The following is an 18,992-nucleotide window of genomic DNA, read 5'->3' as shown; positions in this document are numbered from 1 at the left end:
GGCCCGTACCCCGGGAGGTGCGGGCCCTTCGTGCAGCAACGTTTCAGGCGGTGACGCGAACCATGTCGGCCTGCGGGCCCTTCTGGCCCTGCGAGATCTCGAACTCGACCCGCTGGCCCTCTTCAAGGCTGCGGTAGCCGTCCATCTGAATGGCGCTGTAGTGGACGAAGACGTCCGCACCACCGTCGACCGCGATGAAGCCGTACCCCTTCTCCGCGTTGAACCATTTGACGGTGCCCTGAGCCATGCCTAACTCCCCTATTACTGGCCCTTGCACAGATCCGCACTTCGCGGACCCGGGTCAGACCTCGCCCCCCAACGGTCGGGGGCGTGCGCCGGAACGCGTCGACCGCGGCTGAATGTATCTGTCCAACTGCCGTCTGCAACAGGTCAATCGGACGAGAATTCTGGACGAGCCCGATCCGGAATGTGGTGAGAATTCGCCCGAATTCAGGGCAAGTCGGGCCGGACAAAGGGAGTAAATGCCGCGAAAGGGCCACACAGTTTGGCCATTTCTTGCCGGGTCCGCGGCACCATTCCAGGGCTCCCGACCCTCGGTCCGGGAGCGCGTTCCCCAACTCTACCGCGCTCAATCACACAGAATTGCCCCCTCCGTTTCTCTCACGGAGAGGGCAATCCGGTGAACAATCAGTGACCGGCATTACCGAAGGTAATGTTCGGTCATTCGGTCAGCCTCCGGCGACGGCCGGAATGATGGAGACGCCGGCGCCGTCGGGGGTGGCCGTCTGCAGGCCCTGCTCGAAGCGGACGTCGTCGTCGTTGACGTACACGTTGACGAACCGGCGCAGCTTGCCCTGGTCGTCCAGGACGCGGGCGGCGATGCCGGTGTGGTGCTTCTCCAGGTCCTCGATGACCTCGGACAGCGTCGCGCCCTCGGCGGCGACCTCGGCCTGCCCGCCGGTGTAGGTACGCAGAATGGTGGGGATGCGAACGGTCACGCTCATGCGAGGCCAGCCTCTCGGAAGGAGTCCAGGTTCGGGCGGATGGTGGCGGTGAGGCCGGTCCCGGCCACCGCGTCCAGGGTCTTGAGGCCGTCGCCCGTGTTGAGGACGACCGTGGTCTTCGTCGGGTCCAGCAGGCCCTCCTTGAGCAGCTTGCGGGTGACGCCGACGGTCACGCCGCCCGCGGTCTCCGCGAAGATGCCCTCCGTGCGGGACAGCAGCTTGATCGCGTCGACCACTTCCTCGTCGGTCACGTCCTCCACGGCACCACCCGTGCGGCGCGCGATGTCGAGGACGTAGGGCCCGTCGGCCGGGTTGCCGATGGCCAGCGACTTGGCGATCGTGTTCGGCTTCTGCGGCCGTACGACGTCGTGCCCCGCCTTGAACGCGGTCGACACCGGCGAGCAGCCCTCGGCCTGCGCGCCGAAGATCCTGTACGGCTTGTCCTCGACCAGACCCAGCTTGATCAGCTCCTGCAGACCCTTGTCGATCTTCGTGAGCTGGGAGCCGGAGGCGATGGGCACGACGAGCTGGTCGGGCAGCTGCCAGCCGAGCTGCTCGCAGATCTCGTACGCCAGCGTCTTGGAGCCCTCCGCGTAGTACGGCCGCAGGTTGACGTTGACGAAGCCCCAGCCCTCGCCGGCCGGATCGCCGATCAGCTCGGAGCAGAAGCGGTTCACGTCGTCGTAGTTGCCCTCGATGCCGACGAGGTCGCCGCCGTAGATCGCGGCCATGACGACCTTGCCCTGCTCCAGGTCGTGCGGGATGAACACGCAGGAGCGGAAGCCGGCCCGCGCGGCGGCGGCGCCGACCGCGCCGGCGAGGTTGCCGGTGGAGGAGCAGGACAGGGTGGTGAAGCCGAAGGCGCGCGCGGCCTCCAGGGCCTGGGCGACGACCCGGTCCTTGAAGGAGTGCGTCGGGTTGCCGGAGTCGTCCTTGACGTACAGACCGCCGGTGACGCCGAGTTCCGCGGCGAGGTTGTCGGCCTTGACGAGCTTGGTCCAGCCGGGGTTGATGTTCGGCTTGTCGGCCACGTCGGCGGGGACGGGCAGCAGCGGGGCGTACCGCCAGATGTTCGCGGGGCCGGCCTCGATGCGGGCGCGGAGTTCCTCGGTGTCGTAGGCGGAGAAGTCGTACGCGATCTCCAGCGGGCCGAAACACTCCTCGCAGGCGAAGAGGGGGCCGAGCGGGACGCGGTGACCGCACTCGCGACAGCTCAGGGCCGCGGCGGGACCGAGGTCGACGGCGGACGTCGAGGCGGGGGTGGAGGTGCTGGAGTCTGCAACTGTCTGCGCAGCCATGTGAGGCGAGGCCCTTTCTCCTCATCTTTCTCACGACGCACTTCGCCGTGAGACGGATTTGGCACCTTCCCTAGCCGGGAGCCTCGCTACGAAGACGAGTGCCGGCTGGAGGGTTGCCGGGGCTTCATCGGGCCGTTTCCCTCTGCCCCTCTGGATGAGCGGTATTCGGTTGTGGACGCTTGCGACCCCCGGCATGCGACGGTCGTCGGCGTTGTTCAAGACTGTAACCGAAGGCCAGGACTGTTGAGATAGTCGTCCGAACCGCGAGATGGATCACGGTGACGCACCGTGATCACGAGGAGTGAGGAGCCGCAGGCCGTGCTGGAAGAAGTCGAGCGCTGGCTGACCACCCGGTCCTGGTCCGTGGCCGACCGTCCGCCGCACAAGATACTGGCCGCCAAGCGGTGCTCGGGCCAGTCGATCAGCGTGGTGCTGCCCGCGCTGAACGAGGAGGCGACGGTCGGGGCGATCGTCGAGGTCATCCGCCGTGACCTGGTGGAGCGGACGCCGCTGGTGGACGAGATCGTCGTGATCGACTCCGGCTCGACCGACCGCACCTCCGAGGTGGCCGCGGCGGCGGGCGCCCGCGTCGTCCACCGGGACGCGATCCTCCCCCGCATCCCGTCCGTCCCCGGCAAGGGCGAGGTGCTGTGGCGCTCCCTTCTGGTCACCCGGGGTGACATCGTCTGTTTCATCGACGCCGACCTGCGGGAGTTCTCCGCCGACTTCGTCTCGGGCATCGTCGGCCCGCTGCTGACCGACCCGGACGTGCACCTGGTCAAGGCCATGTACGACCGTCCCCTCGACGGCGCCGTCGGGCAGGGCGGCCGGGTCACCGAGCTGATGGCCCGCCCCCTGCTGAACATGCACTGGCCGCAGCTGGCCGGGTTCGTGCAGCCGCTCGGCGGGGAGTACGCGGCGCGGCGCGGCCTGCTGGAGCAGCTGCCGTTCCCGGTGGGCTACGGCGTCGAGCTGGGCATGCTCGTGGACGCGCTGCACCTGGTGGGCCTGGACGCGCTGGCCCAGGTGGACGTCGGCGTGCGCAAGCACCGGCACCAGGACGGGCAGGCGCTCGGCCGGATGGCCGCGGCGATCTACCGCACCGCGCAGCTCCGGCTGGCCCGCGGGCATCTGCTCCGGCCGGCGCTGACCCAGTTCGAGCGCGGGACGGACGGCTTCGAGCCGCGCACGTACTCGGTGGACACGGAGGAGCGGCCGCCGATGGCGGAGATCGCGGAGTACGCGGCACGGCGGGTGGCGTAGGCGCTGCCGGGCGGGGGGCGGCGGGAGAACGGCTGCATACCGTCCCTGGGCGGCCGGTATACACGTTTGAGGCGTTACGAGCCGGGCTAGGTTCAGGCGTATGGCTTCCACCGCTGCTCCCAAGGCTCAGGTGCTGGTCGCGTCCAACCGCGGCCCGGTGTCGTACACGGTCGGCGAGGACGGCTCGCTGAGCGCCAAGCGGGGCGGGGGCGGGCTGGTTTCGGGCCTGTCGGCGATCGGCTCCGACGCGGACTCGCTGTGGGTGTGCGCCGCGCTCTCCGACGGCGACCGCGAGGCGGTGCGGCGCGGTGAGGGCGAGCCGGGCGTGCGGATGCTGGACATCCCCGCCGACGTGCACGCCGACGCGTACAACGGGATCGCCAACTCGGTGCTCTGGTTCGTCCACCACCTGCTGTACCAGACCCCGCTGGAGCCCGTGTTCGACGCGGAGTTCCGGCGGCAGTGGGAGTCGTACCGGGCCTACAACCGGGCGTTCGCCGAGGCGCTGGCCGAGGAGGCCGGCGAGGGCGCGGCGGTGATGATCCAGGACTACCACCTGGCCCTCGCCCCCCGGATGCTCCGGCAGCTGCGGCCCGACCTGAGGATCGGCCATTTCTCGCACACCCCGTGGGCGCCGCCGGACTACTTCCGGCTGCTCCCTGACGACATCGCGGCGGAGCTGCTGACCGGGATCCTGGGCGCCGACCGGGCGGCGTTCCTGACCCGGCGGTGGGCGGACGCGTTCACCGCCTGCTGCCACGCCGTACTGGGCCCGGGCATCCCCTCCGGGACCCGGATCGGCGTGCACGGCCTGGGGGCCGACGCCGAGTTCCTGCGGGAGCGGGCGCACCGGGCGGACGTGGACGAGCGGATGGCGGGACTCCGGGAGGAGATCGGCGAGGGGCGGCGCACGATCGTCCGGGTGGACCGGACCGAGCTGTCCAAGAACATCGTGCGGGGGCTGCTCGCGTACCGGCACCTGCTGGCGGAGCACCCCGAGTGGCGCGAGCGGGTCGTGCACGTCGCGTTCGCCTACCCCTCGCGGCAGGACCTCGCCGTGTACCGGGACTACACCGCCGAGGTGCAGCGGGTGGCGGAGGCCGTCAACGCCGAGTTCGGTACGGCGGGCTGGACTCCGGTGCTGTTGCACGTCAAGGACGACTTCGCGCGGTCGCTGGCGGCGTACCGGCTGGCCGATGTGGCGCTGGTCAACCCCATCCGGGACGGGATGAACCTGGTCGCGAAGGAGGTGCCGGTCGTGTCGGAGTCGGGGTGTGCGCTGGTGCTGTCGCGGGAGGCGGGGGCGTTCGAGGAGCTGGGCGAGGACGCGGTGTGCGTGAATCCGTATGACGTGGTGGGGACGGCGGAGGCGTTGCACGCGGCGTTGAGCATGCCGGAGGGGGAGCGGTCCGATCGGTGCAAGCGGCTGGCCGCCGCGGCTACGGCGTTGCCGCCTGCGAAGTGGTTCCTGGACCAGCTCGGCGCACTGGACGATTGAGAGCGTGGACCAGCGGGCCGGGGATTTCCGGTGCCCGGCGCCGTCGGCCGTGCCCACCCGTTCCGCCCTGCGGAACGCCTGCCCACGGCGGTGGCGGGGGCGGCCCGTCAGCGCAGCTCGGCCGCCAGTGACCGGAGCAGGGATACGACTCCCTCGGGGCCGTTGACGACCAGGTCTGCTCGGTCCGACAGTTCGGTCACCTCCGTGCTGCCGCTGCAGACGAGGAGGGTGGGGAGGCCGTCGGAGCGGAGTTTCTCGAGGGCGGCGAAGGCGGGGAGGTCGCCGAGGTCGTCGCCGGCGTAGAGGACGGCGCCGGCGGAGATCTCGCGGACGTACTCCAGGAGGGCGACGCCCTTGTCCATGCCGGGCGGGCGGAGTTCGAGGACGAGGCGGCCGGGTTCGACGATCAGGCCGTGCCGGGTGGCGAGGTCGGTGAGCGGGCCGCGCAGGGCGTCGTAGGCGGCCTCGGGGTCGTCGGCCCGGCGGGTGTGGACGGCGAGGGCGCGGCCCTTCTCCTCGATCCACGTGCCGTGCCAGGCGCCGGCCCGGTCCAGGACGCCCGGCAGCTCCGCGCGGACCGCGGCGACGCCGGGGTGCGGGGCGGGCGCGCTGACGGTGCCGGAGACGGCGTCCCAGCGTTCGGCGCCATAGTGGCCGAGGACGACGAGGTGGTCGAGGCCGGGCACGCCGGCGAAACCGCCGTGCCGTACGGCGACCCCGGCGGGGCGGCCGGTGACCACGGCCACGGACGCCACCTCGGGCGCGAGCGCGGCCAGCGCGGGGACGGCGCCGGGGTGGGCGCGGGCCTGCTCGGGGTCGGCGACGATCGGCGCCAGCGTGCCGTCGAAGTCGAGGCCGATCAGCGCGGTGCGCGGCGCGGCGAGCAGGGCGGCGAGTCCGTCCTGCCCGGCCCGGGTCACCGGGGTGGGCAGCGGGTTGGCCGAGTCCGTCGAGTCCGTCGTATGGGAGCCCATACGGCGACACTATCCGCGGGGGGCCGTGCTCACTCCTCAGCGCTCGGAGCGGCGTGCGTCCCGCACCCGGCGCAGCCGGTTCACGGTCACCGGGTCGTGCGCCAGCGCCCGTTCGTCGTCCAGGAGGGCGTTGAGCAGCTGGTAGTACCGCACGGGCGCCATCCCCAGCTCCTCCCGTATGGCCCGCTCCTTGGCCCCGGGCCCCGAAAACCCCCGCCGCTCCAGCCCAAGAACCCCCAACTCCCGCTCACCCAATTCCATACCCCCCAAGGTAACGCCCCCAAAAAAGGGCGCGGGGAACTGCGCGAGAAGCCCCACCGGCCGCCGGCCAAAGACGACCGGCACCACCCCGCCCCAAAGGGGCGCGGGGAACTGCGCGATCAGCCCCCACCGGCCGGCAGCCGAGAACGACCAGCACCACCACACCCCCCAGGGGCGCGGGGAACTGCGCGAAACACCCCCACCGGCCGGCAGCCGAAGACGCACCCGAGTCACCCCGGCCCGAGCCGCGCAGCGACCTAGTTGGACGCCTCGCTGTCCGCAGCGGTCGCCTCCGCCTGGAGCCGGGTCAGCACGCCCGCCGGGCTGCCCGTCGGGGTGACGGCCTTTCCTATCTCCTTCTTCACGTCCGCACTGACCGCCGCCCAAGACGTCTTCCCCACGGGATACAGCTCGGAGTACGGCAACTGATCGAGGAACGGATGCAACTGCTTGTCCGCCGACGCGTCCGACTCGCTCATCGCGGTGGACGCCGACATGGTCACCGGCAGCAACCCGTACTCACGGGAGAAGGACAGGACGTTCTTCTCGCTGTAGACGAAGTCCAGGAACTTCCCGACCTGCTCGGCGTGCCCGTTCTGCTTGAACGCCATCATCCAGTCGGCGACCCCCATCGACGCCTTGGCCTTGCCCTCTCGCCCCGGCATCGGCACCGTCCCGAACTTCACGCCCTTCTTGGCGGCCTGCTGGATCAGCGTGGGGTGCCCGTTCAGCATGCCCACCTGCCCGTCGGCGAACGCCGCGAACGCAGCCGCGCGGTTCAGCTTTCCGGGGGCGACCGGCCCGGTCAGCCCCTTGCCGACCAGCTCGTCCTTGAGCCAGGTGAAGGTCTCTATGTTCTGCTCGGAGCCGATGGTGTAGGTGCCGACGTCGTCGGTGTAGCCGTCGCCGCCGCCCAGCAGCCACTGCATGGTCTCGGCCTGCGCCTCCTCCGGGCCGAGCGGCAGCGCGTACGGATACCTCACGCCCTTGGCCTTGAGCGCCTTCGCGTCGGCCGCCAGCTCGCTCCAGTCGCTGGGCGGGGTGATGCCGGCCTGGGAGAAGAGGGTCTTGTTGTAGAAGAGCACCCGCGTGGAGGCGGCGAACGGGATGCCGTACTGCAGGTGGTTCCACTGGCCCGCGTCGGACAGCGTGGACAGGAAGTCGGCCTGCGTGGCGATGGAGAGCAGGTCGGAGGCCTGGTACAGCTTGCCCTGGGCCGCGTAGTCGGCGTAGGCGCCGATCTGGGCCATGTCGGGGGCGTGCCCGGCGTCGACCATCTCCTTGACCTTGCGGTCGACGTCGTTCCACGAGTAGACGCTGACGTCGACCTTCACACCGGGGTGCTTCGCCTCGTACGCCGAGGCCAGCGCGTCCCAGTACTTCTGCGAGCTGTTCGCCGGGGAGTCGCCGTAGTCGGCGGCGACCAGCTTGAGGGTCACGTCGGACGAACCCGCGCCGCTCCCGCAGCCCCCGAGGACCGCCGTCATGCCCAGTGCGGACACGACCGCGATCATTCCTGCCGTACGCCGACCCACTGTCAAGCCCCAACCCTGCTGTCTGAGTGTTCAATATATGGACACATAAGGTCTACACCACGTGAGTGGACTAGACCTCTCCCGGGTGCGAGGGTCACACTAGGCCCCGTGGTGAGACATGTCATCGCCCTGGACGTGGGCGGTACCGGAATGAAGGCCGCCCTCGTCGGCGACGACGGCGCACTGCTGCACAGCGCCCGCCGCGCCACCGGCCGCGAGCGCGGCCCGGACGCCGTCGTCGAGGCGATCCTCGGCTTCGCCGCCGACCTGCGCGCCCATGGCGTCGAGCGCTACGGCACCCCCGCCGCGGCCGCCGGCATCGCGGTCCCCGGCATCGTCGACGACACCCACGGCACCGCCGTCTACGCCGCCAACCTCGGCTGGCGGGACGTACCCCTGCGCGATCTGCTCGCCGACCGGCTCGGCATGCCCGTGGCGCTCGGCCACGACGTGCGGGCCGGTGGTCTCGCCGAGGGCCGCCTCGGCGCGGGCCGGGGCGCCGACCGCTACCTCTTCGTCCCGCTGGGCACCGGCATCGCCGGCGCCATCGGCATCGACGGCCGGGTCGAGGCGGGCGCGCACGGCTTCGCGGGCGAGATCGGCCACATCGTCGTACGGCCCGACGGCGACCCCTGCCCCTGCGGGCAGCGCGGCTGCCTGGAGCGGTACGCCTCCGCTTCCGCCGTCAGCGAGGCCTGGGCCGCCGCCTGCGGTGACCCGGAGGCGGACGCAGCGGACTGCGCGAAGGCGGTCACGTCCGGGGACCCGAATGCCGTCCGGGTCTGGCAGCGGGCGGTCGACGCCCTCGCCGACGGCCTGGTCACCGCGCTCACCCTGCTCGACCCCCGCACCCTGATCATCGGCGGCGGCCTGGCCGAGGCCGGCGACACCCTCTTCGACCCGCTCCGCACCGCCGTCCGCCGCCGCGTCACCTTCCAGAAACTCCCCACCATCGTCCCCGCCGCCCTGGGCGACACAGCCGGCTGCCTGGGCGCGGGACTACTCGCGCAGGACCTGCTGGCGACCACCCCGACAACCCCGGAGGTATCCCCCTGATGACCCCTGAGCAGGAATCTCCGGCCCAGAGCAGCGCCCCGTCAGGGGCGCGGGGAACTGCGCGACCAGCCCCCACCGGCCCGCAGGTACTCACGGGCGCAACCGTGGTCCTCCCCACCGGCACGGTGAAGAACGGCACCCTCGCCGTGGACGGCAGGCACATCACCGAGACCGCACCGGCGAACGCCCCGCACCTCGACGTATCCGGCCACTGGCTCCTCCCAGGATTCGTGGACATCCACAACCACGGCGGCGGCGGCTCCAGCTTCAGCGGCACCCCCGACGACATCCTGCAAGCCATCCGCACCCACCGCGAGCACGGCACCACGACCCTCGTCGCCTCCACCGTCACCGACGAGATGGACCTGCTGGTCCGCCAGGCCGGCCTGCTCAGCGAACTCGCCGAGCAGGGGGAGCTGGCCGGGATCCACTTCGAGGGGCCGTTCATCTCGCCCTGCCGCAAGGGCGCGCACTCCGAGGGGCTGCTGCGCGACCCGGACCCGGCGGACGTCCGCAAGCTGGTCGACGCGGCGCGCGGCAAGGCGGTCATGGTCACGCTCGCCACCGAACTGCCGGGCGGCCTGGACTCCGTACGGCTGCTCGCTGAGCAGGGCGTGATCGCGGCGATCGGGCACACGGACGCGACGTACGAGCAGACGGTGGCGGCCATCGACGCGGGGGCGACGGTCGCCACGCACCTGTTCAACGCAATGCCCACGCTGGGCCACCGCTCCCCCGGCCCCGTCGCCGCCCTGCTGGAGGACGAGCGGGTCACGGTCGAGCTGATCAACGACGGCACCCACCTGCACCCGGCCGCGCTGGAGCTGGCGTTCCATCACGCGGGCCCGGACCGGGTCGCGTTCATCACGGACGCGATGGACGCGGCCGGCGCCGGCGACGGCCGCTATCTGCTCGGCCCGCTGGAGGTCGAGGTGAGCGACGGCGTGGCCCGGCTGGTGGAGGGCGGCTCGATCGCGGGCTCCACGCTCACCCTGGACCGGGCGTTCAAGCGGGCGGTGACCGTCGACGGGCTGCCGGTGGCGGACGCGGTGGCGGCGCTGTGCGCCAACCCGGCCCGGCTGCTGGGCCTGTCCGACCGGATCGGCTCGCTGGAGCCGGGCAAGGACGCCGACCTGGTGCTGCTGGACGAGAACTTCGACCTCAAGGGCGTCATGCGGCGCGGGGAATGGGTGGTCGCACCCCGACTGCCCTGATCCGTCCCACCACCGGGGAGACAGCAGGGAGACACGAGGAGACGACGGCCGTGCCGGGCTCTGGGCCGACCGCCGTCTCTTTGGCATGATCAGGGCTCCCGGAAACCGATGGCACAGGGACTTCGAGGGAGGTCGGCCCGGGTGATCCTCACGGTCACACTGAACACCGCTCTCGACCTCACCTACCGCGTACGGTCGCTGCGGCCGCGCGCCTCGCACCGGGTCACGGACGTCATCGAACGGCCGGGCGGCAAGGGCCTGAACGTGGCGCGCGTGCTGGCGGCCCTCGATCACGAGGTGACGGTCACCGGGTTCACGGGCGGCGCCACCGGCGCGACGGTCCGCGCCCTGCTCGCCGAGGTGCCCGGTGTGACGGACGCGCTGGTGCCGGTGGCCGGCGCGACCCGGCGCACCGTCGCCGTGGTGGACGAACTGGCCGGTGACACGACCCAGTTGAACGAGCCCGGCCCCCAGGTCGCGCCCGCCGAATGGGCCGCGTTCCTGCGGGCGTACGACGGCCTGCTGTCCGGCGCCTCCGCCGTGGCCCTGTGCGGGAGCCTGCCGCCGGGCGTGCCGGTGGGGGCGTACGCGGGCCTGGTCCGGGCGGCCCGCACGGCCGGCGTCCCCGTGCTGCTGGACACGAGCGGCGAACCGCTGCGGCGCGGGGTGGCCGCGCGTCCGGACATCATCAAGCCCAACGCGGAGGAACTGGCCGAACTGACCGGCTCCCACGAGCCGTCACGTGCCACCCGGGACGCCCGCCGCCGGGGCGCCCACGCGGTGGTGGCCTCGCTCGGCCCGCAGGGTCTGCTGGCCGTGACCCCGGACGGCGCGTGGCGCGCCGCCCCCGTCGCCCACGTCCACGGCAACCCGACCGGCGCAGGCGACTCCGCCGTCGCCGGCCTTCTCTCGGGCCTCGTGGAACACCTGCCCTGGCCGTCCCGCCTGGCCCGCGCGATCGCCCTGTCGGCGGCGACGGTACGGGCCCCCGCGGCGGGCGAGTTCGACCGGGCGGCGTACGAGGAACTGGTGGGGCGGGTCGCGGTGACCGGGGACGTCAGCGTGGCCCAGCGCCCCTGATCAGCCCTTGACCTGGCCCTTCTTCAGCCACATCTGGTCGATCAGCACATTGCACTTGTCGCCGGCCTGGCAGGACACGGAGATCGTGTTGTGGCCCTTCTGGAGGGTGGGCCAGACATAGGAGTTGGTCCAGCCCTTGGTGAAGTCGCCGTCCTTGGCGTGCGCGTAGTTCTTCAGGCCCAGCTTGCTGCCGAAGGGCTTGCCGTTGACGGTGACCGTCATCGACTGGTCCTGGCCGGGCACGCTGTAGTTCACGAAGAGGGTGTACGGGCCGTCGTCGGGGATGTTGTCGACCGTCCAGGTGACCGACGAGCCGACCTGGTTGAGGTTGCCCACGTAGCTGCCGTCGGCGGACCGCGCCCCGGTGACGTCCGAGGCGACCGCGGCACCGCCGGCCAGCTGGAGCACCTTGTTGGAACCGTCGACCTTCGGCAGTTCCCCGGCCGCCTGGCTGCTGCCGGACGGGCTCGGTTCGCTGCTCTGGGACTGGGTCGGGCTGGGGGCCACCTGGCCGCTGGCCTTGTCGTTGTCCGAGTTGCCGTTGATCATCGCGATGCTGATGCCGATGACGACGGCGGCGACGACCGCGACCGCGCCGATCAGCAGGCCCTTGGTGTTCGGGCCGCGCCGGCCGGTGCCGCCGCCGGGCTGCATGGGGGTGCGGGTGGTCGGGGCGCCGCCCGGGAGGGTCTCCGGGGCCTGGTAGTAGGCGTTCGGCTGGTTGTAGCCGCCGGGGCCGCCCTGCGGGCCCTGCTGCTGCGGAACGCCCGGCTGCTGACCGTACGCGGGCTGCTGCTGGCCGTACTGGCGTTCGCCGACGGTGCGCACCCTGCTGACCGCGTTCGGGTAGCCGTAACCGCCGGACGGCGGCTGTGCTCCCCTGGCCTGGCCGTCGGCGTACAGATAGCCGAACGGGTCGTCGTCCTCGGGCGTGCTCGGGCCGTTGTCGCCGGGCGTCATCCCTTGGTCTCCTCAGCAGCTGCGGGCGGATGCGGTAACAGGTGTGGAAGGGCGAGCCTACCCGCTCCCGCACCCCCAAACGGGTGACGCGGACCGCACGAATCGGCTAGCGGCCCGCTGACCTGCCGCTCAGCCGGCGCGCCGGTGCTGTTTGGGACGAGATCGTTTCTCGACGTACATCCGCTCGTCGGCCGATTTCAGGACTTCGTCCGCCGTCATGCCGCAGTGCGCCCAGCCGATGCCGAAGCTGGCGCCCACCCGGACGGCCCGGCCCTCGGCGCGGATCGGCTGGATGATCTCGTTGCGCAGGCGTACGGCGAGGTCCTGGGCGTCGGCCTTGCCGAGGCCGTTGGCGAGGATCACGAACTCGTCGCCGCCGAGCCGGGCCACCGTGTCGCCGTCGCGGACACCCCGGGTCAGGCGCCGGGCGACCTCGATGAGGACGGCGTCGCCCGCGTTGTGCCCGAACCGGTCGTTGATCGACTTGAAGCCGTCCAGGTCGCAGAAGAGGACGGCGAGCCCCTTGGCGCCGTCGTCGTGGCCTTCCTCGGGGGCGACGGTGTGGACGTGGTGGTCGAAGCCGTCGTACGCCTCCGCGCCCGGTGCGAAGTCGAAGCCGTGCGCGGTGGGGGTGTCGTAGGCGGGATGGCCGTAGGCCGCGTCCAGGGACTCCAGCGCGCCGGCGTGCGCCGGGCGGTGACACAGCCGGGCGGAGAGCCGGGAGCGCAGCTCGGCGGAGTTCGGCAGGCCGGTGAGGGAGTCGTGGGAGGCGCGGTGGGCGAGTTGCAGCTCGCGGCGCTTGCGCTCCTCGATGTCCTCGACGTGGGTGAGCAGGAAGCGGGGTCCGTCGGCGGCGTCGGCGACGACGGAGTTGCGCAGCGACACCCAGACGTAGCTGCCGTCGCGGCGGCCGAGGCGCAGCTCGGCGCGGCCGCCCTCGGCGGAGGTCCGCAGGAGGGTGCCGATGTCCTCGGGGTGGACAAGGTCGGAGAAGGAGTAGCGGCGCATCGCGGAGGCGGGGCGGCCCAGCAGGCGGCACAGGGCGTCGTTGGTGCGCAGGATGCGGCCGTGCTGGTCGCCTCCCATCTCGGCGATGGCCATGCCGGAGGGGGCGTACTCGAACGCCTGGCGGAAGGATTCCTCACTGGCCCGCAGCGCCTGCTGCTCGCGCTCCAGGCGGACCAGGGCGCGCTGCATGTTGGAGCGCAGCCGGGCGTTGCTGATCGCGATGGCGGCCTGGAAGGCGTACATCTGGAGGGCCTCGCGGCCCCAGGCGCCGGGCCGGCGGCCGTTGCGCGGCCGGTCCACGGAGATGACCCCGAGGAGTTCTCCGCTGCCGCCGCCCTGCACGCCGGGGGTGTACATCGGCGCGAACAGCCGGTCGGAGGGGTGCCACTCGTCCTCGAAGCGGGGCGCGGGGCCGTCGGTGTACCACTGCGGGACGTCGTCGTCGTCGAGGACCCAGCCCTCGGTGTGGGGTATGAACACCAGGTCGCCCCAGCGCTCGCCCATCGCGAGCCGCCGGTCCCAGGAGTCGCGGGAGCCGGCCCGGCCGGTGATCAGGGACTCGGCGGCGGAGTTGCCGGAGAACGCGGCGACGACGAGGTCGCCGTCGGGGCGGACTAGGTTCACGGCGGCCATCTCGTACCCGAGGGCGGTCACCGCGCCGTCGGCCACGGTCTGCAGTGTGTCCGCGAGGCTGCGGGCCGTGTTCATGTCGGCCATGACCTGGTGCAGCTGTCGCAGGGACGCAAGGCGGACGTACGGCTCCGACTCGGTCTCCATGCTCGCCCTCCCCCCGAGACCTCGCAGCGAATCAAGGGTTGTCTTCGGCGCTTCTCTTCGGCGCTGCCTCTACGGTGGTTCTCTCTTGGTCGTCCTACAGGTCCCCCGCCACTGAATCACAGCGCGCTGCCCACCCGGTACACAGGGTCAACAATTCCTGCCCCTTGTGACTCAAGTCACAGGGGAACGTGAACAATTGAGTGGAGTTTCCGCGTTTTCTCTGTGCGTTTACCGAACGCAATGTTTGTGGGTGTGCGCACATCATGCACGATCGGTGTCCGCGACTGGTCGCGCCCCGTCCGCCCCGGGTCCTAGGTCCCCCGGCCGGGCCACGGTTCGGCCGGAGGCCCGATGCCGGCCGTGCGGGGCGCCGACTAGCGTTTCCGGCGTGCTGAAGACCCCCACACCCACCGCCACCGCCGCTTCCGGGCATGCTGAGGGGGTGAGCAACGACGAGTTCCGGGCCGCGATGTCCCGGCTGGCCGACGGCGTCGTCCTGGTGACCGCGCAGGAACCGCCGCTGGACCCGGACGACCCCGGCGCGCCCGCCACGGAGGACGTCGGCATGACCGCGACCGCGTTCGTCTCGGTCTCCCTCGATCCGCCGTTGGTGCTGGTCAGCCTGCGTGAGGGGTCCCGCATGGACGACCTGCTCGCCGAGCAGCCGCTGTGGGCGGTCTCGGTCCTCACCGAGAACCAGCGGCACATCGCCGGCCGTTTCGCCATGAAGGGCCGCGTCAGCGACCGGCTGCTGTTCGCCGACATCCCGTACGCCCGGGGCGAGGTGTCCGGGGCCCCGCTGGTGGACGGCGCGCTGGCCACGCTGGAGTGCAGGACCGAGCAGCGGGTGACGGCGGGCGACCACACCCTCGTCATCGGCCGCGTCCTCACCGCGCACGCGCCGAGCGCCGACGGCGGTCCACTTCTCTATTTCCGGGGCCGTTACCGCCAGTTGGGCTGAATTCCGCAAGGCGACTCCCGTCGGGGCCGCAACGAATTCCGTCGCGAAATCGTGAACGGCGTCCTACGGTGCCGGGATGTCACCCCGTCTGGAAGAAATCACCCCACACAACTTCGACTCCACCCTTCGCATTCGCATCCACCCCGACCAGGAACACGCGGGTGCGGGCGCGCCGCCGAACGCGGGCTGGTGAGACCCGTTCACGCAGTTCCCCGCGCCCCTTGGGTAGGCAAGCTGCAGCGCCCTCCAGGGGCGCGGGGAACTGCGCGAACGGCCGGGACGCACCCGCACTCGACGACGGACCGAAGCCCCCTCCAGGGGCGCGGGGAACTGCACAAAAGGCCACAGCACGCCCGCACCGGACAACGAACCGGAGCCCCGAAGGGGCGCGGGGAACTGCGCGAACGGCCGGGACGCACCCGCACCCGGCGACGGCGAGGCACCGCCCCCCGGCGTCACCCCCAGCCGCGGCCCGACCGCCCCCGCTTCGTGTCCGAGCGCTGCTTCTTCTCGCGGAGCCGCCGCTCGTTGATCCCGCGAGGGATCCGTGTAGGCCGCCGCGGCTTGGGCGGCGGCGCAGTCGCCTCCGCGAGGAGGGATGCGAGGCGTACCGCCGCCGTCTCCCGGTTACGCCACTGCGAACGATGCTCGGAGGCCCGTACGACAAGCACCCCGTCGACCAGCCGCCCGGCCAGCCGCGCCAGCGCCCGCTCCTTCCACACCGCGGGCAGCGCCCCCGTGTTCGCCAGGTCGAAGCGCAGCTCCGCCTGGGAGTCGCTGGTGTTCACGTGCTGGCCCCCCGGACCGGAGGACCGCGAGAAACGCCAGACCAGCTCGGCCTCGGGCAGTGAGACGGAGCCGCGGATGACGTAGGGACCGGACATGTGTCCCATGTTCCCGGCCCGCCCCCGCCCACGTCACCCGGTTTTCCCCGCCCCCCGCCGACAGGCCCCGCCGCCCGGGCATCGCGGGGTAAAAAAGGTAAAGCCATCCGGAACCACCGGGACCCCCCTCGACGTTCTTCCGGGTGACGGTAGCTTCGTCGGCACAGATCTCTCTGTCTTAAGGAAGGACTCCCCCATGGCTGTAAGCCTGTCCAAGGGTGGCAACGTCTCGCTGACCAAGGAGGCTCCGGGCCTGACCGCCGTCACCGTGGGCCTCGGCTGGGACGTCCGCACCACCACCGGCACGGACTTCGACCTGGACGCCTCGGCCATCGCGGTGAACGGCGAGGGCAAGGTGTACTCGGACGGCCACTTCGTCTTCTTCAACAACAAGCAGACGCCGGACAACACCATCGTCCACACCGGCGACAACCGCACGGGCGAGGGCGCGGGCGACGACGAGGCGATCAACGTGAACCTGGCCGGTCTGCCGGCCGACATCGACAAGGTCGTCTTCCCGGTCTCCATCTACGACGCCGAGAACCGCGGCCAGAACTTCGGCCAGGTCCGCAACGCCTACATCCGCATCCTGAACCAGGCCGGCGGCGCCGAGATCGCCCGCTACGACCTGTCGGAGGACGCGGCCACCGAGACGGCCATGGTCTTCGGCGAGCTGTACCGCAACGGCGCGGAGTGGAAGTTCCGCGCGGTCGGCCAGGGCTACGCGTCCGGCCTGGTGGGCATCGCCCAGGACTTCGGCGTCAACGTCTGAGACACCTGCCGGCGCAGGAAAGGCTCCCCGGGCCCGGCTCGGGGAGCCTTCGCTCACACGCGCGGGAAGCGCGCCTGGAGGGTCCAGATCGCCGGGTTCTCCGACAGGTCCTCGTGCAGGTCGGTCAGGTCCGCGAGGAGGTCGTGCAGGAAGTCGCGGGCCTCGCGGCGCAGTTCGGTGTGGGAGAAGGTGAGCGGGGACTCCTCGGCCGGCTGCCAGTCGACGGTGATGTCGACCCAGCCGAACCTGCGCTCGAACAGCATGCGGTCGGTGGACTCGGTGAAGTCCAGTTCCGCCCGCTGCGGCCGGGAGGCGCGGGAGCCCATCGGGTCCCGGTCCAGGTGTTCCACGATGTCGCACAGCGCCCACGCGAAGTCCAGCACCGGCACCCATCCCCAGGCTGTGGACAACTCCCGGTCGGCCTCGGTGTCGGCGAGGTAGACGTCCCCGCTGAACAGGTCGTGCCGCAGCGTGTGGACGTCCGCGCGCCGGTAGTCCGTCTGCGGCGGGTCCGGGAAGCGGTTGGAGAGGGCGTAGCCGATGTCGAGCACGCAGAGATGGTGCCACGGCCGTAGCGAGCTCGGCTCCCGCCCCGGCCCGCCCTAAGATCACTGACATGTCCAGACCCACCCGTCGGCTCCCCGCCCGCCTCGCCGTCGTCCTGGCCCTCGCCCTCACCGGCACCGCGTGCGGCGGCAGCAGAGGCGGGGGTGGTGTGGTGCACGGCACGCCCGGCAGCGCGGGCGTCCACGACCCGTACTTCCCGAAGGCCGGCAACGGCGGCTACGACGTCTCGCACTACGCCCTCACCCTGGACTACACCCCGGACACGCGCCGTCTGACCGGCAGGGCCGTCATCACCGCCCGCGCCACCCAGGACCTGTCCGCCTTCGACCTGGACCTCGCCGGTCTGCACGTCGACTCGGTCACCGTGGAGGGCCAAAAGGCCGCCTTCAGCCGGGCCGGCCAGGAACTCACCGTCCGCCCGCACGACGCCCTCGCCAAGGGCGAGACGTACCGTACGACCGTCCGCTACTCCGGCACCCCGCGCACCCTCACCGACCCGGACGGCTCCGAGGAGGGCTGGCTGCCCACGGCCGACGGCGCCGTCGGCCTCGGTGAGCCGGTCGGCTCCATGGCCTGGTTCCCGTGCGACAACCACCCCTCGGACAAGGCGACGTACGACCTCACGGTCACCGTGCCGGAGGGTCTCCAGGCGGTGTCCAACGGGGAGTTGACCGAGCAGCACACGGCGCACGGCCGTACGGCGTACACCTGGCACACCCCGCAGCCGATGGCGAGCTACCTCGCCACGGTAGACATCGGTCACTTCACGATCACCCGCACCACCGGCCCGCACGGCCTGCCGATCGTCAGCGCCGTCGACCCGACGGAGGCCGAGGCGGGCAAGAAGGCGGTGGCGAAGATCGCGGACGTCATCGGCTGGGAGGAGTACAACTTCGGGCCGTTCCCGTTCTCCTCCACCGGCGCGATCATCGACCGCCCGCACGACTCGGGGTTCGCGCTGGAGACCCAGAACCGCCCGTTCTTCCACGGCGCCCCCGACACCGCCCACCTCGTGCACGAACTCGCCCACGAGTGGTACGGCGACTCGGTCACGCCGAAGAGCTGGCGGGACATGTGGCTCAACGAGGGCTTCGCGACCTACGCGGAGTGGCTGTACGACGAGGACCACGGCGGCGACACAGCCCAGCAGATCTTCATGGACTACTACAAGGGCGACGACGAGTCCATCTGGGCGTTCCCGCCCGCGAAGCCGTCGAGCGCGGCCCACATCTCCGACAGCCCGGTCTACGAGCGCGGCGCGATGGTCCTGCACAAGATCCGGCAGAAGGTCGGCGACGACACGTTCTACGACATCATCCAGGGCTGGGCGGCCGCCCACCGGCACGGCACGGCGAGCACGGCCGACTTCACCGCGTACGTCGAGAAGGCGGCCCCCGGCAAGGACTTCAAGGAGATCTGGAAGGACTGGCTGTACGGCGACGGAAAGCCGGACCACCCGTAGGAACGGGCGCCCCGGCTTTCCTGAGTGCTGTCTGCGGTTACTTCACGTTGACGGCGGTCCAGGCCGCCGCCACCGCCTTGTACTCGGCGCTGCCCGACCCGTACAGGTCGGCCGCGGCCTGCAGGGTGCCGGTGCGGGCGTCCGCGTAGTTCGTGGTCGAGGTGAAGTACGTGGTCAGGGCCTTGTACCAGATCTGTACGGCCTTGTCCCGGCCGATGCCGGTGACCGTGGACCCGTTGTACGTCGGCGAGTTGTAGCTGACGCCATTGATGGTCTTCGCGCCGCTGCCCTCGGACAGCAGGTAGAAGAAGTGGTTGGCGACGCCGGAGGAGTAGTGGACGTCGAGGCGGCCGACCTTGCGCGACCAGTAGTCGGCGGAGCCGCCGTCCTTGCTGGGCTTGTCCATGTAGCGCAGCGGGGTGCCGTCGCCGTTGATGTCGATCTTCTCGCCGATCAG

General features: G+C 71.3%; 19 protein-coding genes and 1 riboswitch. Of the genes, 8 read left to right on the top strand and 11 right to left on the bottom strand.

Annotation, left to right across the window (positions count from 1 at the left end; all coding sequences use genetic code 11):
- Positions 1-43: 43 nt before the first annotated feature.
- From ABZ854_RS18425 to thrC, 3 genes are all read right to left on the bottom strand, one after another.
- Complete coding sequence (locus tag ABZ854_RS18425; RefSeq protein ID WP_009189266.1) at positions 44-247, bottom strand: cold-shock protein; 204 nt, start codon at positions 245-247, stop codon at positions 44-46.
- Between the two features lie 442 nt (positions 248-689).
- Positions 690-965 (bottom strand): MoaD/ThiS family protein, encoded by a 276-nt coding sequence (locus tag ABZ854_RS18420; protein WP_129308393.1) that lies wholly within the window; start codon positions 963-965, stop codon positions 690-692.
- Positions 962-2,263: a threonine synthase gene (gene thrC / locus ABZ854_RS18415; protein WP_361211572.1), complete on the bottom strand. Its 1,302-nt coding sequence runs from the start codon at positions 2,261-2,263 to the stop codon at positions 962-964. Before thrC ends, ABZ854_RS18420 begins: the two co-directional genes overlap by 4 nt.
- A gap of 18 nt (positions 2,264-2,281) precedes the next feature.
- A riboswitch (SAM riboswitch) is annotated at positions 2,282-2,424 on the bottom strand.
- A 157-nt stretch (positions 2,425-2,581) separates the two neighbouring features.
- Between thrC and ABZ854_RS18410 the strand changes: the two genes are divergently transcribed.
- Positions 2,582-3,526 (top strand): glucosyl-3-phosphoglycerate synthase, encoded by a 945-nt coding sequence (locus tag ABZ854_RS18410; protein WP_361211898.1) that lies wholly within the window; start codon positions 2,582-2,584, stop codon positions 3,524-3,526.
- Positions 3,527-3,626: 100 nt separating this feature from the next.
- Complete coding sequence (locus ABZ854_RS18405) at positions 3,627-5,024, top strand: trehalose-6-phosphate synthase (RefSeq protein ID WP_361211569.1); 1,398 nt, start codon at positions 3,627-3,629, stop codon at positions 5,022-5,024.
- A 107-nt stretch (positions 5,025-5,131) separates the two neighbouring features.
- On the opposite strand, the gene otsB is transcribed toward ABZ854_RS18405, so the two are convergent.
- From otsB to ABZ854_RS18390, 3 genes are all read right to left on the bottom strand, one after another.
- The gene (gene otsB / locus ABZ854_RS18400) at positions 5,132-5,998 is read right to left on the bottom strand and encodes a trehalose-phosphatase (RefSeq protein ID WP_361211566.1); all 867 of its coding nucleotides are present in this window, start codon (positions 5,996-5,998) and stop codon (positions 5,132-5,134) included.
- A 36-nt stretch (positions 5,999-6,034) separates the two neighbouring features.
- Entirely contained in the window at positions 6,035-6,259 is a 225-nt protein-coding gene (locus tag ABZ854_RS18395; RefSeq protein ID WP_361211563.1) for a DUF3263 domain-containing protein, read from the bottom strand.
- A 257-nt stretch (positions 6,260-6,516) separates the two neighbouring features.
- Positions 6,517-7,773 carry an extracellular solute-binding protein gene (locus tag ABZ854_RS18390; RefSeq protein WP_361211895.1) on the bottom strand — a complete coding sequence of 419 codons (1,257 nt, stop codon included), beginning with the start codon at positions 7,771-7,773 and terminating at the stop codon, positions 6,517-6,519.
- A 132-nt stretch (positions 7,774-7,905) separates the two neighbouring features.
- Between ABZ854_RS18390 and ABZ854_RS18385 the strand changes: the two genes are divergently transcribed.
- The 3 genes from ABZ854_RS18385 (at position 7,906) to ABZ854_RS18375 (ending at position 11,144) form a co-directional block, all read left to right on the top strand.
- Positions 7,906-8,850, top strand: a complete 945-nt coding sequence (locus ABZ854_RS18385) for an ROK family protein (RefSeq protein ID WP_361211893.1) — start codon at positions 7,906-7,908, stop codon at positions 8,848-8,850.
- The gene (nagA, locus tag ABZ854_RS18380) at positions 8,850-10,064 is read left to right on the top strand and encodes an N-acetylglucosamine-6-phosphate deacetylase (protein WP_361211560.1); all 1,215 of its coding nucleotides are present in this window, start codon (positions 8,850-8,852) and stop codon (positions 10,062-10,064) included. The genes ABZ854_RS18385 and nagA overlap by 1 nt, the downstream gene beginning before the upstream one ends.
- 141 nt (positions 10,065-10,205) lie before the next feature.
- A complete protein-coding gene (locus tag ABZ854_RS18375; RefSeq protein WP_361211557.1) occupies positions 10,206-11,144 on the top strand; it encodes a 1-phosphofructokinase family hexose kinase in 939 nt (312 codons plus the stop codon).
- Here ABZ854_RS18375 and ABZ854_RS18370 read toward each other — a convergent pair whose 3' ends face one another.
- Both ABZ854_RS18370 and cdgB read right to left on the bottom strand, forming a co-directional pair.
- Positions 11,145-12,104: a carbohydrate-binding protein gene (locus tag ABZ854_RS18370; protein WP_361211554.1), complete on the bottom strand. Its 960-nt coding sequence runs from the start codon at positions 12,102-12,104 to the stop codon at positions 11,145-11,147.
- 129 nt (positions 12,105-12,233) lie between these two features.
- Positions 12,234-13,889, bottom strand: a complete 1,656-nt coding sequence (cdgB, locus tag ABZ854_RS18365; RefSeq protein ID WP_129308383.1) for a diguanylate cyclase CdgB — start codon at positions 13,887-13,889, stop codon at positions 12,234-12,236.
- A 388-nt stretch (positions 13,890-14,277) separates the two neighbouring features.
- On the opposite strand from cdgB, the gene ABZ854_RS18360 reads away from it, so the two are divergent.
- The gene (locus ABZ854_RS18360; protein WP_361211551.1) at positions 14,278-14,850 is read left to right on the top strand and encodes a flavin reductase family protein; all 573 of its coding nucleotides are present in this window, start codon (positions 14,278-14,280) and stop codon (positions 14,848-14,850) included.
- 455 nt (positions 14,851-15,305) lie between these two features.
- Here ABZ854_RS18360 and arfB read toward each other — a convergent pair whose 3' ends face one another.
- A complete protein-coding gene (gene arfB / locus ABZ854_RS18355; RefSeq protein WP_361211548.1) occupies positions 15,306-15,743 on the bottom strand; it encodes an alternative ribosome rescue aminoacyl-tRNA hydrolase ArfB in 438 nt (145 codons plus the stop codon).
- Between the two features lie 187 nt (positions 15,744-15,930).
- On the opposite strand from arfB, the gene ABZ854_RS18350 reads away from it, so the two are divergent.
- Entirely contained in the window at positions 15,931-16,506 is a 576-nt protein-coding gene (locus ABZ854_RS18350) for a TerD family protein (protein WP_129308376.1), read from the top strand.
- A 53-nt stretch (positions 16,507-16,559) separates the two neighbouring features.
- Here the strand turns inward: ABZ854_RS18350 and ABZ854_RS18345 are convergent, their stop codons facing one another.
- Positions 16,560-17,057, bottom strand: coding sequence for a hypothetical protein (locus tag ABZ854_RS18345; protein ID WP_361211544.1), 498 nt, complete (start codon positions 17,055-17,057; stop codon positions 16,560-16,562).
- 65 nt (positions 17,058-17,122) lie between these two features.
- On the opposite strand from ABZ854_RS18345, the gene ABZ854_RS18340 reads away from it, so the two are divergent.
- The gene (locus ABZ854_RS18340) at positions 17,123-18,535 is read left to right on the top strand and encodes a M1 family metallopeptidase (protein ID WP_361211541.1); all 1,413 of its coding nucleotides are present in this window, start codon (positions 17,123-17,125) and stop codon (positions 18,533-18,535) included.
- Positions 18,536-18,572: 37 nt separating this feature from the next.
- On the opposite strand, the gene ABZ854_RS18335 is transcribed toward ABZ854_RS18340, so the two are convergent.
- On the bottom strand, positions 18,573-18,992 hold a 420-nt coding region (locus ABZ854_RS18335; RefSeq protein WP_361211538.1), incomplete at its 5' end, for a peptidase M4 family protein.

The organism is Streptomyces sp. NPDC047028 (assembly GCF_040644095.1).
In the GTDB taxonomy this organism is placed as follows: Bacteria; Actinomycetota; Actinomycetes; order Streptomycetales; family Streptomycetaceae; genus Streptomyces.
Note: the sequence above shows the minus strand (reverse complement) of the source record. Positions and strands in the feature narration are given on the sequence as shown.

Excerpts from the sequence above, each read along its gene's own strand:
- ABZ854_RS18425 (WP_009189266.1), bottom strand. The coding sequence starts at position 247 with ATGGCTCAGGGCACCGTCAAATGGTTCAACGCGGAGAAGGGGTACGGC.
- ABZ854_RS18420 (WP_129308393.1), bottom strand. The coding sequence starts at position 965 with ATGAGCGTGACCGTTCGCATCCCCACCATTCTGCGTACCTACACCGGC.
- thrC (WP_361211572.1), bottom strand. The coding sequence starts at position 2,263 with ATGGCTGCGCAGACAGTTGCAGACTCCAGCACCTCCACCCCCGCCTCG.
- ABZ854_RS18405 (WP_361211569.1), top strand. The coding sequence starts at position 3,627 with ATGGCTTCCACCGCTGCTCCCAAGGCTCAGGTGCTGGTCGCGTCCAAC.
- otsB (WP_361211566.1), bottom strand. The coding sequence starts at position 5,998 with ATGGGCTCCCATACGACGGACTCGACGGACTCGGCCAACCCGCTGCCC.
- ABZ854_RS18395 (WP_361211563.1), bottom strand. The coding sequence starts at position 6,259 with ATGGAATTGGGTGAGCGGGAGTTGGGGGTTCTTGGGCTGGAGCGGCGG.
- ABZ854_RS18390 (WP_361211895.1), bottom strand. The coding sequence starts at position 7,773 with ATGATCGCGGTCGTGTCCGCACTGGGCATGACGGCGGTCCTCGGGGGC.
- nagA (WP_361211560.1), top strand. The coding sequence starts at position 8,850 with ATGACCCCTGAGCAGGAATCTCCGGCCCAGAGCAGCGCCCCGTCAGGG.
- ABZ854_RS18370 (WP_361211554.1), bottom strand. The coding sequence starts at position 12,104 with ATGACGCCCGGCGACAACGGCCCGAGCACGCCCGAGGACGACGACCCG.
- cdgB (WP_129308383.1), bottom strand. The coding sequence starts at position 13,889 with ATGGAGACCGAGTCGGAGCCGTACGTCCGCCTTGCGTCCCTGCGACAG.
- arfB (WP_361211548.1), bottom strand. The coding sequence starts at position 15,743 with ATGGGACACATGTCCGGTCCCTACGTCATCCGCGGCTCCGTCTCACTG.
- ABZ854_RS18350 (WP_129308376.1), top strand. The coding sequence starts at position 15,931 with ATGGCTGTAAGCCTGTCCAAGGGTGGCAACGTCTCGCTGACCAAGGAG.
- ABZ854_RS18340 (WP_361211541.1), top strand. The coding sequence starts at position 17,123 with ATGTCCAGACCCACCCGTCGGCTCCCCGCCCGCCTCGCCGTCGTCCTG.